Here is a 13,339-nt window from a genome sequence, read left to right on the forward strand (position 1 = left end):
CCTCCTCACTTGCCAACTTACTTGCAGCCCAGGCGCCTGGCCAGCTTGTGCAGGTTGCTGGCATCGACGCCGAGCTGCCGCGCCGCCTGCGCCCAGTTGCCGCCGTGGGCCTGCAGTGCCTGTTCGATGCACGCGCGCTGGGTCTGGTCGACGGCCTCGCGCAGGCTGGTGCCGGGGACGATCGCTGGCAGTGAGGCGCATGTCGCCTCCGCCAGCGCTGGCGGAGGCGCATCGAGTCCGTCCAGGTCGAGCAGCTCCGTTTCCAGCGTGACGATGTCGTTGCGGCCGGCGCCCCGGCTGACCGCGCGCAGCGCGGCGCGGCTGAGCACGTGCTCGAGCTCGCGCACGTTGCCGGGCCAGCGATAGCGCCGCAGCGCATCCTGCGCCGCCGGCGCCAGGCGCAGGCTGCGCAGGCCCAGGCGGGCGCGGTTCAGTTCCAGGAAGCGCCCGGCCAGCAGCAGCACATCGTTGCCGCGCTCGCGCAGCGGCGGGATCGGGATCGGGTAGACCGACAGCCGGTGGTACAGGTCGGCGCGGAACGAGCCGTCGCGCACATGCTCGCGCAGGTTGCGGTTGGTGGCGGCGATCACGCGCACGTTGACGCGGCGCGGCCGGTCCGAGCCCAGCCGCTGGATCTCGCCGTTCTGCAGCGTGCGCAGCAGCTTGGCCTGGATCGACAGCGGCAGCTCGCCCACTTCATCGAGGAACAGCGTGCCGCCGTCGGCGGCCTCGAAGCGGCCCGGGCGCTCGCCGGTGGCGCCGGAAAAGGCGCCGCGGGCGTGGCCGAACAGCTCGCTCTCGGCCAGCGACTCGGGCAGCGCCGCGCAGTTGACGTGCACCAGCGGCTGCGCGCGCCGGCGCGACTGACGGTGCAGCCGGTGCGCGAACAGCTCCTTGCCGACGCCGGTCTCGCCCAGCAGCAGCACCGGCAGCTCGGTATCGGCAACCACCTCCAGCTCGTGCAGCAGGTTGGCGATGGCCGGACTCTGGCCGACGATCTCGCCGGTGATGTCGCCGGCGCCGGCCGTGCCTTCGTCGGCAACGGGCTTGCCCCGTGCCACCTGCAGCGCCAGGATCTCGGCCTCGAGCCGGGTGGTGCGGATCGCCGCCTCGACCACCACGGTGAGCCGCTGCAGCTCGGCCTGCGCGGCGGCGTCGAAGGTGCCCACGGCGAGCGCATCGAGCGTGAGCACACCCCATGGCTGCCCTTCGACCTCCAGGCTGGTGCCCATGCAGTCATGCACCGGCAGCGGCTCGCCCACGTGCTCGTCGATCAGGCCGTCGTACGGGTCTGGCAGCACGCTGTCGTGATGGAAACAGGTCACGTCGCGCCGCGCCAGGATTGCCGCCAGGCGCGGATGCAGGCCGACGGCGAAGCGCCGGCCCAGCGCGTCGCCGACCAGGCCATCCACCGCCATCGGGCGCAGGTGGTCTTCTTCCAGCCGCAGCAGCGCCACGGCGCCGCAGCGGAAATGCGCCCGCAGGCCGCTGACCAGGCGCTGCAGGCGCACGGCGTGGGGCAGGTCGGCCACCAGGTCGGCCAGCAGCTCGGGAACGATCGCGGAAGTCGTCATGGTGAAAAACACCAGTTGGGGTGATTAGTACCACGAACAGTCTAGGGTATTTAGAACCATCCGTGTGACAACCCTTTGATCTGGAATGGTTTTTTTCAGGCACGCTCCTCGCGTCATGTCATGCGGACGCAACTTCCCACACAGGAGCACCTCATGACCTACCAGGACCAATCGCTCGGCCAGCTGGCCCGCCGCATCCCCGGCGCGACGCGCATCTTCCATGACTACGCGCTCGACTTCTGCTGCGGGGGCAAGCAGACCCTGCGCGATGCCGCGCTCGAAAAAGGCCTCGATGCCGCCGCCATCGACAGCATCGAAGCGCGGCTGCATGCCCTGCACGACGACGCCGCACCCGCCGGACAGGACTGGAACACCGCGACGCCGGCCGCGCTGATCGACCATATTTTGACGCGCTTCCACGCTCGTCACCGCGAGCAGTTGCCCGAACTGATCCGGCTCGCAAGCCGGGTCGAGCAGGTCCACGGCGACCGGCCGGATTGCCCGGTCGGCCTGGCCGACCACCTGGCCGGCATGCTCGGCGAGCTGGAAACCCATATGCAGAAGGAAGAGCAGGTGCTGTTCCCGATGCTGACGCGCGGCATGCAGGCCGCCGCCGGCCGCCCGATCGCGGTGATGCGCATGGAGCATGACGACCATGGCGTGGCGCTGCAGCGGGTAGCCGACCTGACCAACGACATCACGCTGCCGCGCGCGGCCTGCAATACCTGGCGCGCGCTTTACCTGGGCCTGCGCGCGCTGCGCGAAGACCTGATGGAACACATCCACCTGGAAAACAACGTGCTGTTCGAGAACGCCGCAGTGGCCGCCACGGTGGCCGCCACCGTGCCAGCCACCGGTTGCGGCTGCGCGGGCCACGCCTGAGCCGCGCACCAGCCATCACAACCAAACGACTTCGCATCATGGGTTCCTACCGCAGACTCTGGTTCATGCTGATCGCCGTGCTGGCGGTCACTTTCTCCCTGCTCGGCTACTACGGCGTCGAGGTATACCGGCAGGCCCCGCCAATGCCGGCCAAGGTGGTCACGGCCGAAGGCCGCACCCTGTTCACTGGCGACGAGATCCTGGACGGCCAGACCGCCTGGCAGTCGGTGGGCGGCATGCAGCTCGGCTCGATCTGGGGCCATGGCGCCTACCAGGCGCCGGACTGGACCGCCGACTGGCTGCACCGCGAACTGACCGCGTGGCTCGAACTGGCGGCGCAGGACACGTACGGCCGTCCGTACGCCAAGCTGGCCGCGCCCGAACAGGCCGCGCTGCGCGAGCAGTTGCGCACGGAATACCGCGGCAACGCCACCGATCCGGCCACCAACGTGCTGACCGTGTCGAAGCGCCGCGCGCAGGCCATCGCCAACACCGCGGCCTACTACGACCAGCTCTTCTCCGACGCGCCGGCACTGCACACCACGCGCGATCACTACGCCATGAAGGAGAACACGCTGCCCAGCGCCGAGCGGCGCCAGCAGCTGACACAGTTCTTCTTCTGGACCGCATGGGTCGCCTCGACCGCGCGTCCCGGGCATGAAGCCACCTACACCAACAACTGGCCGCATGAGCCGCTGATCGGCAACAAGCCGACCAGCGAAAACGTGGTGTGGTCGGTGATCAGCGTGGTGGTGCTGCTGGCCGGCGTGGGCTTCCTGGTGTGGGCGTGGGCCTTCCTGCGCGGCAAGGAAGAGACGCCGCCGCAGGCGCCCGCGCGCGACCCGCTGTTGTCGGTGGCGCTGACCCCGTCGCAGCGCGCGCTGGGCAAGTACCTGTTCCTGGTGGTGGCGCTGTTCGTGTTCCAGGTGTTCCTGGGCGGCTTTACCGCGCACTACACCGTCGAGGGGCAGAAGTTCTATGGCATCGACGTATCGCAGTGGTTCCCGTACGCGCTGGTGCGCACCTGGCATATCCAGAGCGCGTTGTTCTGGATCGCCACGGGCTTCCTGGCCGCTGGCCTGTTCCTGGCGCCGCTGATCAACGGCGGCAAGGACCCGAAGTTCCAGCGGCTCGGCGTCGATGTCCTGTTCTGGGCGCTGGTGGTCGTGGTGGTGGGCTCGTTTGCGGGCAACTACCTGGCGATTGCGCAGAAGCTGCCGCCGCACCTGAACTTCTGGCTGGGCCACCAGGGCTATGAATATGTCGACCTGGGCCGGCTGTGGCAGATCGGCAAGTTCGCCGGCATCCTGATCTGGCTCGTGCTGATGATGCGCGGCATCCTGCCGGCGCTGCGCGCGCGCGGCACCGACCGCAACCTGCTGGCGCTGCTGACCTCGTCGGTGGTGGCGATCGGCCTGTTCTACGGCGCGGGCCTGGCCTACGGCGAGCGCACCAGCCTGACGGTGATGGAGTACTGGCGCTGGTGGGTGGTGCACCTGTGGGTGGAAGGCTTCTTCGAGGTCTTCGCCACCACCGCGCTGGCCTTTATCTTCGCCACGCTGGGGCTGGTGTCGCGCCCGATGGCGACCGCGGCCAGCCTGGCCTCGGCATCGCTGTTCATGCTCGGCGGCATCCCCGGCACCTTCCACCACCTGTACTTTGCCGGCACCACCACGCCGGTGATGGCGGTCGGCGCCGCGTTCAGCGCGCTGGAAGTGGTGCCGCTGATCGTGCTGGGCCATGAGGCCTGGGAGAACTGGAGCCTGAAGCAGCGCGCGCCGTGGATGGCGGACCTGAAGTGGCCGCTAATGTGCTTCGTCGCGGTGGCGTTCTGGAACATGCTGGGCGCCGGCGTATTCGGCTTCATGATCAACCCGCCGATCGCGCTGTACTACATCCAGGGCCAGAACACCACGCCGGTCCACGCCCATGCGGCGCTGTTCGGGGTCTATGGCTTCCTGGCACTGGGCTTCACGCTGCTGGTGCTGCGCTACGTGCGGCCGGCGTACCGGCTGAGCCCGGCGCTGATGAAGACCGCCTTCTGGGGCCTGAACGCCGGCCTGGTACTGATGATCGGCACCAGCCTGCTGCCCGTCGGCATCATCCAGTTCCTGGCCAGCGTCGAGCATGGCACGTGGTACTCGCGCAGCGAGGAGTTCATGCAGCAGCCTATCCTGCAGACGCTGCGCTGGGTGCGCACGTTCGGCGACGTGGTGTTTATCGTCGGCGCGGTGTCGTTTGCCTGGCAGGTGGTGCTGGGGCTGGCTAACCGTACCCCGGCCGCGGCGGATGCGGTGGCTGTGAGGATGAAGGCGGCGGCGCGCTGAAGCGCGCGACGGAAGGTGAAATCGACGCAGTAAGAGGTAAGGAGAGGCAGTACTTGCCCGCCCGGTTTCCGGGCGGGCGTTTTCTTGCGTCAGTTGTAGCCAAGAATCGCGATCGTCGCGACGTCTGGCCGGTCGTTCGAGTTGTCCGTCAGCACTTCCGTGGGTGTTTTCTGCTGGCTCACCCAATGCGGCCCGGGCTGCGGCGCTTGCCGGGTTGCCGCAGGCAACGATATGGGAGACGGGTCAATGCTCGTGGTGGCGTTCATATGCGTTTCTCGGTAATAAGCGCTTCAGGTCGACTACGTTTCAGGCGCGGCTTGCCTGGGCAACGCCATCGTGGGATTTCTGGGTCCGGCTGCGTTTGATGATGCCGAACACGATCAGCACCACGGGCAGGATCAGCAAGCCTTCGGCCAACTCGGGGTCGACTGGCAGTTTCACGACATGCAGCGCCTTCAACCCCGCTGCGGCGATGGACAGTACGTAATACGAGATCGCGGCCACTGACAGCCCCTCGACGGCATGCTGCAGATGCAGCTGGTTCCGCGCGGTACGGTCCAGTCCGGCCAGCAGCCGGGTGACGTCACGCTCCTGGGTCAGGTTGACGCGGGTGCGGAGCAGGTCGACGGCACGTGCGACCCGTGCCGCGATCTGTTCGTGGCGTGACCAGACGCTGCGGCACGTCTCCATGGCGGGTCCGAAACGCCGCTCCATGAATTCCGAGATCGTCGGCATGCCTTCGATCCGCTGTTCCCGCAGCTCCTGGATCCGCGCCAGCACGATTCGCTCATACGCACGCGACGCGCTGAAGCGTCCGCTGTGCCCGGACAGCGATTCCACGCGCACGGCCAGTTCGGTGAGCCTGTCCAGCAGTTCCGCATCGTCGTCGCCGGCGCGACGGGCGTCCATGGCCCGCATCAGTTGCTGGAGCGACGCGTGAATGTCGTCGAGTTCCCGGCCAAGGCTGCGTGCGACCGGCAACGCCAGCAACGCCATCATGCGATACGTCTCGATCTCGTAGAGCCGCTGCAGCAGCCTGCCGCCCTGTTCCTCGCGGAAGTCCTCGTCGATCGCAAGGATGCGCATATAGCCGTCGGCCCGCACATTCCAGTCGCAGTAGACCTTGCCGCCGCCCAGGACATCGCTGCCGACGAGAACCGGCCCGTCGAGCCAGTGGCGCAAGTCCGCGCTGACTGCGGCCGCGGCGTTTCCCGACAGCAATTCCATCCGGACCGCATGAAAGCGCTTGCCCGCCAGCAGGCTCAGCCAATCCGCCGGAACCCCATGGATGGCGAGGTCATTGAAGTAGTCCGTGTCGTCGCGCGGACTGACGAACGTGAAGGTGGAGAACTCGGTGTGCCGCTCCCATTTCAAGTGCCAGCCGAAGGGCGATTGCACGGCGTGGTGCGTGACCCCGTCCGTGGGCAGCGCCATGCCGGTCTGTTCGCACAAGGTACGAACGAGATACTCGTGGATCGCAGGATCCTCGTCCGAATAGATCGCATAGTGGGTCAGTGACACGCTGCCGCTGAGCCGGAGAAAGGGGCGGGCGTGCAATTCAGCGACGAGGGAGGCGCGTAGCGGGTGGTCGACGAGTAGCGAAGCGGCTTTGTTGTCCATGCTCGGAAGGCGGGTACCGAAATCCCGCGGTCAAGACGTGGTGCAAGGTTGCGGTCCACGTTTTTGTTTGTTGTTGCCAAATATCGCACGCCGTTTTCAAGAAGAAAAACGCATAATATTGATTGTTGTATTCAGTTTTCCTGATAGCTATGAAGATGCTTGACCACGATGTCCTGGCTACGGTAGTCGCCGTCGCCGAGACCGGCAACATGACGCGCGCCGCCGAGGCGGTGAACCGTTCGCAGTCCGCCGTCAGCATGCAAATCAAGGCACTCGAGGAAGCGCTGGGCCGGCCCCTGTTCGTGCGGCGGCCCCGCAGCATCGTGCTTACGCACGAGGGTGAAGTGCTGCTGGGCTTCGCCCGGCGGATGCTGGCCCTGCACGACGAAGCCTGGGCCGCCGTGGTACGGCCGGAGGTGACGGGCAAGGTAGCGATCGGGGTGCCCGACGACTACGCATCATCGCTGCTGCCATCGGTGTTGAAGAAGTTCTCGACGACGTACCCGAAAGTGCAGATCCAGGTAGTCGGCCTGCCCAGCAGCGCGCTCGCGCCACTGGTCAAGGACGGCACCGTCGACCTTGTCTGCGGCACACGCGTGAAGGGCTTGTCGGGCGACTTCATCCGTTACGAGCCGATGGCATGGGCCGCCATGACGAACGGGCCGCAAGTGTGGGAGGACAGGCCGTTGCCCATCGCCGTGTTCATGCCGGGTAGCGTGGCGCGCGAGAACGCGATCCGCAGCCTGGATCGAGCACGGATTGCGCATCGAACGTCGTACGAGAGCCCAAGCCTGCTGGGTTTGCTCAGCATGGTCGAGGCTGGCCTGGCCGTCGCGGCGTTGGCCCGATGCGCGATCCCGCCACAACTGGCCGTGCTTGGCCAGGCCCATGGGCTGCCCGACCTGCCGCCGCTCGAGCTTATCCTTGCCCGAAGCGCAAAGTCCAAGCGGCCGCCTTGCGATTTCCTTGCCGAGCAGATCATGACGGACCTTCGGGCAGGGGCCGCGCAGGCTTAGCACCGGTCGCCTGTATTATGGCGGCGCTTAAATGGGGCGCTTTGTCGCGTGGCTTGTCGCCGCTTTTATCCCCGCTTTTGTCCCCACTGCGCCGGCACGATGCAGACATGGCTAACCCCGGCGGGATAGTCCATACCGCATTGCGTGCATTCTGGCTCTCACCATAAAATCCAGGGAGCTAGCCATGAAGCTGACCTGCATTGCTTGCCTGGCGGTTCGCAATGGCTGATCACAAGCCATCATTCGTCGGCCATGCCGGAGAAGACCTGACGCAACCCTGGCCTCAGGAGCCCTTGCGCCCGGCCATATGATGCAGGTACGCCAGCAGGTCCTTCAGGTCGGCATCCGATAGCGTCCTTTCGTCGATGGCCGGCATGCGCGCGCCCGGCCACCAGCGTAGTGACTGCGGGTCGCGGATCAGGCTGGCCAGTTTGTCGTCGCCCATGTACTCCACCGCGCTGTGCGGCACATTGAGATCCGGGCCGAGGTGGGCATCGCCCACCTTGTTCAGCGAGTGGCATGAGAAGCAGACCCGCTGGAAGGTCGCGAAGCCGCGCATGACCGGGCCATCGGCCGGCTGGTCGGAGGCAGGGCGGATGGCCGCAAAGCGCTCCGCGGGCGATGCGGTGATATCGATGCGCGCGATGTTGTAGGTCCAGTGGCTTTCATTGACCACGGATGCGGCGCCCCCCGACGGCAGCGTCCAGATCAGCCGAAACGGGCCGATGCCCTGGCCCTTGAGCTTCGGCCACGGCCGTGCAGGATTTTCCACGGCCAGCCAGGCCCGCGGCTCGTCGGCGCTATCGGCCAGCAGCATACGCAGCGGCAGGTGAGAGACATAGCCATCGCTGGCCGCTGTCGTGGCAGTCGCGCCGGCTTCCGCAGACATGCCGCGCAACAGGGAGGCCATCGGGATCGCCTTGAATGTCAGGCGGCGTTTCAGGTTGTCATCGTCGACCGTCACGTTGGTGAGCCGACGGTCCTTTAGCAGCGCATCGGCCGTCCAGCTGCATTGCTGCATACCAGCCGAAATGACCAGCGTGGCCGGCTCGGCGCCGCTCGCCGGACCCGCAAGCAAGGCCATGGCACAGCCAAGCGCTCCAACTGCCTTTGCAATCCAGGCCTTCATGGGTGTATCTCCGGAAGCGGGGTAACGTGTTGAGCCGAACGTTCAGTGTAATAAAGAAAGGGTTCATCACAGATATCCGTGAAGGGGATGATCCGACGGACGACCTCATCCTCGTCGTTCTGCGGCAGACGTTTCACATCGGAACTTTCCTTCACAGCAGTGTCCTTGCTGCGCCGGCGGACACCTGACTGTCCCGAACGAGCAGAACACGCAGCAGTCACCAGGAGCGGGCTTCAGCAGCGTCTTGCAGTTTGCACACTCATAGAAGAACACGCAGGCATCCGTCGGCATCGTCTCCTGCTGTGCCCAACCGCAATGCGGACAAGTCAGAACGGATTCCAGGATGACGTCTCGCATCGCCCCTCCCTTGCAAGAAACTGCACATCACCAAGCGGTCCACGCGGTTCATTGCTCCCCAGTGCACATGGCATGCCGCCGGATCAGCCAATCGGCCGAAAGGGTCCCCGCACCCCGCGCCAGCAATACCAACAGCATCGCTCCCCACTGGATATGCGTCGGCCATGCCTGTGGATAGACGAAGAGCTGTATCACTGCCGTCATGCACAACAGTACCAGTGCTGCGAGCCGGGTTGCCAGGCCGAGGAGCAGCAGCACTGGCGCGGTCAGCTCGACGGACACGGCCAGGTAGACAGCCACTTCGGGTGGCAGCAACGGCAGCCGGTATTCTTCGCGGAAAAGTTCGAAAGCCGTCTCCAGGTTCGCCAGCTTGGCCATGGCCGAATGCCAGAAGACAGTGGCCACCGCGACGCGCAGTGGGACGGCGAGAGCCGAGTACGGAATTCGATCCAGCCAGCCCACCGCGCGCCGGAAATGCGCGCCGAGCGTGAACGAGGACCGGGCTGAGTGCGTGATATGTGTCATGCCGAACGCTCCGCGATAGTCAGATCAGGCGCATGGCGCGGGGCCGAATCCGGTGAAACAGCCAGCGCACAGCAGGGGGGCCAGCCACGCGTGAGCGTCAGCCGGCGAGGCAGCGCCAAGTGCGATGTGCAGTGGAGCGCCGGCCAGCAAGGCCCTTGCGAATTGCCATTGCCAGGCATGGATCCGGTCGACGTCGATGCCGGCGGATGCCCGGCGCACCAGCAGGCTGACCGGGCCCGATGCAAGGTCGACAAGCCCCAGCGCCCGGTCGTCGCGCATCAGCACCGCCCGCCAGATGACGTCGACAGGAGAATCGGCTTGCACGAGGCGCACCGCAGGGTGTGCCACAAAACAGATCTCGCCGGCCACGGCCATGTCCAGTTCCGCCAAACGGCCCAGGTCAAGCGGCATGGCGTCCGGCGCGTGCAACACCGAATTCACGGCCCAGTCAAGGCGGGCGACGTCCGGCACGTAAGGGATTGCTGCGGCCTCGGGCAGGCGCGCCAGGAAAACGGGGTACCCCTCGCCATACGCATCCAGCCATGCGCTGCGCGGGGGCTCTGCTTCGATGAACAGCCGGGCCGCGCCTTCGAAGAACTCCGGCCCCACCAGGGCCTGCACCGCCGGATATGACAGGCGCAGCGCGGCCACCAGCGTGGCGGTGGACGTGTTCCGGTAGATGCCAACCCGATCCTGCGGCGCAAGCGCGCCAGCGGTCACGGATGACGAGGCGCGACCGTCGCCAGCATTCCTCAACGCGTTGGCGAACGCGTGCTGCAGATCAAGCAGCGATGGCAGATCGGATTGCATGCCGCTGTCTCTCCAAGGCTGCCTCTGCAATACGCGCCTCATCCCTCAGCACGTCGAGCGGCGGCACATCCGTATCCCATTCGATCAGCGTCGGCACTGGCCCGAACAACCCAAGCGCCGCCTCATACAACGCCCACACCGGTGGCACCACCCGCGAGCCGTGGTCGTCGATGCACACGACCTGTCCCTGTCCGAGTTGCAGCATGCTGTGGCCGGCCAGGTGGATTTCGCCGATGGCGGCCGGCGACAGCGCGCGCAGGTATGTCATGGCATCCCATCCATGATTGCTAGCGCTGACAAAGATATTATTGACGTCACACAGGATGCCGCACCCGGTGTGCCGCGCCACTTCGGCGAGGAACTCCCACTCCGGAATGGTCGAATGACGGAACTGGAAGTAGGTAGACGGATTCTCGAGCAGGATGCTGCGTCGCAAAGCGCCCTGGACTTGGTCGACATGCCGGCATACCACCGCCAGGGCCTCTTCGGTCATCGGCAGCGGCAGCAGGTCGGCAAGGTACTTGCCCCCCGCGATGCTCCAGGAAAGATGTTCCGATACCAGGCCGGGTTCCAGCCTCTCGACCACCTGGCACACGCGCGCCAGATGGGCCGGGTCGAGCCCCTCGGCACTGCCAAGGGACAGGCCCACGCCGTGCAGCGAGAGCGGATAGTCGGAGCGGATGGCCTCCAGGCAACGTGGCGCGCGGCCACCGCCCATGTAGTTTTCCGTATGCACCTCAAACCACGCAATCGGAGGGTGCTCCTCCAGCACCGCCTGGTGATGCCGGAAACGCAGCCCGACCCCGGCGCGCAGCGGGATCAGGCCCGGCCCGTGTTGATGGAGGGCAGCCATGGTCGCCGGCCTCAGGAGGCTTTCAGCTTGCCGCCCTGGATTTTGCTGCAATCGCCCGCGGGAAGCAGCACGAACGACTTGGCATCACGCGCCTGGGTGGCTTGTCCAGCGCAGGAATGGACACCCTCCGCGCAGTCGTTCCTGGCGACAGCATTGATGCCGTAGCACTTTTCCAGCTTGCCTTTTTCCATCCTCGCCATGTTGTCCTTGACGACCTGCGGCATCGCACTCATGTCCTTCGTGGCTTGCGCCTGCGCGGGCACGGCGATCATGGCAAGCGCGAGGCCCAGCGCGGACGACAAGGTCGAGGCTGCCAATGCATGCTTGTTCATGTTGCAATCTCCTGAAGGTTGCGGCCCCGGATCCGAGCCGTGTCAGGAAATTCGGTCTGAGGCGACCAAAGGTTACGCATCCCTGAAAATTTCAAGATGCGCGACAGGCGATTTCCAGTGAAGCAGAATGTGGGTATGTCGTCCCAGGCAATGTCCGCGGCGCTCGCGGTAGCCGCGATGACGGCAGCGGTCCTTTCAGTCATTCATCCCCTGGATGCCAGCGCGATGATCCTGCTTTGGAATCTCGGTGTGGCGCTGGTGTTCGTCGCTGGCGGCGGCCTGATTGGGCGTCGCTTGACCAGCAAATACGTCGACGCGACCAGCGCGCCCAGCAGGTGAGCCTGCTGCCCGATCAGCGATGGGCGGCCGATCTCGGCGGAACTCGTCGAAGAACAAAAAAAGCGGGCAGCCTGCGCTGCCCGCTTCATCTCCTCCATCCTGCCTGTTACCTCGCACTGACCGGCACCGCGCGCTCCATGGCTTGCTGCTGCCGCAGGACCTCCGTCGTCTGACCCTTCCCGTCCGGTGCCCAGCCCGGAGGCATCAGCAGGTAACCGAGCGCATTCAGCAGGCTGCCGGCGTTGATCATGTCCTTGCCCAGGCCGATCCAGTGTTCGAACTGGTTGACGAACGGGTTGTGCGTGGTGGTGCGGTGGACCAGGCCGTAGCGGCACGGTTCGTCTTCACGTTCTTCCACGTAGGTGCCGAACAGGCGGTCAAAGATGATCAGCACGCCGCCGTAGTTGGCATCCAGGTAATCCACGTTCGAGGCATGGTGCACGCGGTGCGACGACGGGGTGTTGAACACTTTTTCGAACCAGCCCAGCTTGGGAATCCAGGTGGTGTGCAGCCAGAACTGGTACAGCAGGTTCAGGCTCAGCGTGGACAGCACGACCTCCGGACGAACACCAAGCCAGACCAGCGGGGCAAAGAACATCGACGCGCCGAGGATCTTGCCGGTCCAGCCGAGGCGATAGGCGGTGCCCAGCGTCAGTTCGTTCGGCGAGTGGTGCACCGCGTGCGTCGCCCAGAAGAAGCGGATGCGGTGCGAGGCGCGGTGGTACCAGTAGTAGCAGAACTCTTGTCCGAGGAAGAGCAGCAGCACGGCCAGCGCGCTGTTGATCTCAACGGTGAAGATCCGGTGTTGCCAGGCGAGCGCGAAGATCGGCGTGGCCAGGGACAGCGGCAGCAGTGCCATCAGCTTGCGTCCGGCCATGTCGGCCAGCGACAGTCCCATTTCGTGCCAGGGGTAGGCCTTGCCTTGCTGGCGAGTCCTGCGCGCCAGGAAGAAGGCTTCGACCAGTGAGATCGCCACGACGAAGACTGTGGCGAGAAGGGTGATCTTGTGGAGGCTGTGCATGATCGTCCTGTGGGGTGAGTGGTGACGCCTTGCTTTGCGGGGAGCGGCATTGCTGCGTCGGTGAGGCAAATGTAGTGGCCGATCGCTGCCGGCGCCATGTGGGAAATATGTCGGCGCATGTCATGCCTGACGGGGCTGCCGTCGTGTAACACCGCGACATGTTTTCCGCGTCGAAATTCGCCAGGCCCCGACCTATAGTTCGGTCCGTTGCCGCGCTGCACCGGCCGGCTGAAACCGAACCTGAAGGACTTGTGATGACCTCGCGCTTCTCCAAATACCTCCGCATTCCCCGCTTCCTTGGCGCTGCCGCCGGTACGCTGGTCCTGCTGGCAAGCAGCCAGGCCTTCGCCTCGACGGTGGTGGTCGCCCCGGCCAGCGTGTATGTCCGTCCGCCGGCGGTGGTGGTTGCGCCGCCGCCCAAGGTGGTGGTCAAGCCTGCACCCAAGGTGGTCGTGGCCTCGGCACCGCTGCCGACGGTAGTCGTGAAAGCCACGCCGCTGCCGCGTACCGTCTACGTCGCATCCCGCCCGGTCTACCTGGTGCGGTGATATTCC

The 13,339-nt window shown here is 65.8% G+C and carries 15 protein-coding genes; 5 read left to right on the plus strand and 10 right to left on the minus strand.

What is annotated here, in order from left to right:
- Nucleotides 1–17: 17 nt before the first annotated feature.
- Nucleotides 18–1,574, minus strand: coding sequence for a nitric oxide reductase transcriptional regulator NorR (gene norR / locus ACAD63_RS22770; protein WP_135703242.1), 1,557 nt, complete (start codon nt 1,572–1,574; stop codon nt 18–20).
- A gap of 153 nt (nt 1,575–1,727) precedes the next feature.
- Here norR and ytfE point away from each other — a divergent pair, with 153 nt between their 5' ends.
- Both ytfE and ACAD63_RS22780 read left to right on the plus strand, forming a co-directional pair.
- On the plus strand, nt 1,728–2,456 hold the full coding sequence (gene ytfE, locus ACAD63_RS22775; protein ID WP_135703241.1) for an iron-sulfur cluster repair protein YtfE: 729 nt from the start codon (nt 1,728–1,730) through the stop codon (nt 2,454–2,456).
- A 38-nt stretch (nt 2,457–2,494) separates the two neighbouring features.
- The gene (locus ACAD63_RS22780; RefSeq protein WP_133095973.1) at nt 2,495–4,783 is read left to right on the plus strand and encodes a nitric-oxide reductase large subunit; all 2,289 of its coding nucleotides are present in this window, start codon (nt 2,495–2,497) and stop codon (nt 4,781–4,783) included.
- An 89-nt stretch (nt 4,784–4,872) separates the two neighbouring features.
- Here ACAD63_RS22780 and ACAD63_RS22785 read toward each other — a convergent pair whose 3' ends face one another.
- Both ACAD63_RS22785 and ACAD63_RS22790 read right to left on the minus strand, forming a co-directional pair.
- Nucleotides 4,873–5,049 (minus strand): hypothetical protein, encoded by a 177-nt coding sequence (locus tag ACAD63_RS22785; RefSeq protein WP_195430180.1) that lies wholly within the window; start codon nt 5,047–5,049, stop codon nt 4,873–4,875.
- 40 nt (nt 5,050–5,089) lie between these two features.
- Nucleotides 5,090–6,403 carry a DUF3422 family protein gene (locus ACAD63_RS22790; RefSeq protein ID WP_133095972.1) on the minus strand — a complete coding sequence of 438 codons (1,314 nt, stop codon included), beginning with the start codon at nt 6,401–6,403 and terminating at the stop codon, nt 5,090–5,092.
- 149 nt (nt 6,404–6,552) lie between these two features.
- On the opposite strand from ACAD63_RS22790, the gene ACAD63_RS22795 reads away from it, so the two are divergent.
- Nucleotides 6,553–7,419: a LysR family transcriptional regulator gene (locus ACAD63_RS22795; RefSeq protein WP_135703240.1), complete on the plus strand. Its 867-nt coding sequence runs from the start codon at nt 6,553–6,555 to the stop codon at nt 7,417–7,419.
- Nucleotides 7,420–7,702: 283 nt separating this feature from the next.
- Here the strand turns inward: ACAD63_RS22795 and ACAD63_RS22800 are convergent, their stop codons facing one another.
- From ACAD63_RS22800 to bufA1, 6 genes are all read right to left on the minus strand, one after another.
- On the minus strand, nt 7,703–8,548 hold the full coding sequence (locus ACAD63_RS22800; RefSeq protein ID WP_195430178.1) for a cytochrome c: 846 nt from the start codon (nt 8,546–8,548) through the stop codon (nt 7,703–7,705).
- 105 nt (nt 8,549–8,653) lie between these two features.
- Nucleotides 8,654–8,905, minus strand: coding sequence for a GDCCVxC domain-containing (seleno)protein (locus ACAD63_RS22805; protein ID WP_434034386.1), 252 nt, complete (start codon nt 8,903–8,905; stop codon nt 8,654–8,656).
- A gap of 48 nt (nt 8,906–8,953) precedes the next feature.
- Nucleotides 8,954–9,430, minus strand: coding sequence for a DoxX family protein (locus ACAD63_RS22810; protein ID WP_133095968.1), 477 nt, complete (start codon nt 9,428–9,430; stop codon nt 8,954–8,956).
- Nucleotides 9,431–9,454: 24 nt separating this feature from the next.
- Nucleotides 9,455–10,240, minus strand: a complete 786-nt coding sequence (locus ACAD63_RS22815) for an HvfC/BufC family peptide modification chaperone (protein ID WP_434034387.1) — start codon at nt 10,238–10,240, stop codon at nt 9,455–9,457.
- The gene (bufB, locus tag ACAD63_RS22820; protein WP_135703237.1) at nt 10,212–11,093 is read right to left on the minus strand and encodes an MNIO family bufferin maturase; all 882 of its coding nucleotides are present in this window, start codon (nt 11,091–11,093) and stop codon (nt 10,212–10,214) included. Before bufB ends, ACAD63_RS22815 begins: the two co-directional genes overlap by 29 nt.
- Before the next feature lie 11 nt (nt 11,094–11,104).
- Nucleotides 11,105–11,425 carry a BufA1 family periplasmic bufferin-type metallophore gene (bufA1, locus tag ACAD63_RS22825; protein WP_135703236.1) on the minus strand — a complete coding sequence of 107 codons (321 nt, stop codon included), beginning with the start codon at nt 11,423–11,425 and terminating at the stop codon, nt 11,105–11,107.
- A gap of 117 nt (nt 11,426–11,542) precedes the next feature.
- On the opposite strand from bufA1, the gene ACAD63_RS22830 reads away from it, so the two are divergent.
- Nucleotides 11,543–11,764 carry a hypothetical protein gene (locus ACAD63_RS22830; protein ID WP_195430437.1) on the plus strand — a complete coding sequence of 74 codons (222 nt, stop codon included), beginning with the start codon at nt 11,543–11,545 and terminating at the stop codon, nt 11,762–11,764.
- Between the two features lie 106 nt (nt 11,765–11,870).
- On the opposite strand, the gene ACAD63_RS22835 is transcribed toward ACAD63_RS22830, so the two are convergent.
- Nucleotides 11,871–12,785: a sterol desaturase family protein gene (locus tag ACAD63_RS22835; RefSeq protein ID WP_135703234.1), complete on the minus strand. Its 915-nt coding sequence runs from the start codon at nt 12,783–12,785 to the stop codon at nt 11,871–11,873.
- Between the two features lie 254 nt (nt 12,786–13,039).
- Here ACAD63_RS22835 and ACAD63_RS22840 point away from each other — a divergent pair, with 254 nt between their 5' ends.
- Nucleotides 13,040–13,333 carry a hypothetical protein gene (locus tag ACAD63_RS22840; RefSeq protein WP_135703233.1) on the plus strand — a complete coding sequence of 98 codons (294 nt, stop codon included), beginning with the start codon at nt 13,040–13,042 and terminating at the stop codon, nt 13,331–13,333.
- Nucleotides 13,334–13,339 lie beyond the last annotated feature (6 nt).

Origin of the sequence: Cupriavidus sp. a3 (assembly GCF_051015765.1) — a bacterium.
GTDB lineage: Bacteria > Pseudomonadota > Gammaproteobacteria > Burkholderiales > Burkholderiaceae > Cupriavidus > Cupriavidus oxalaticus_A.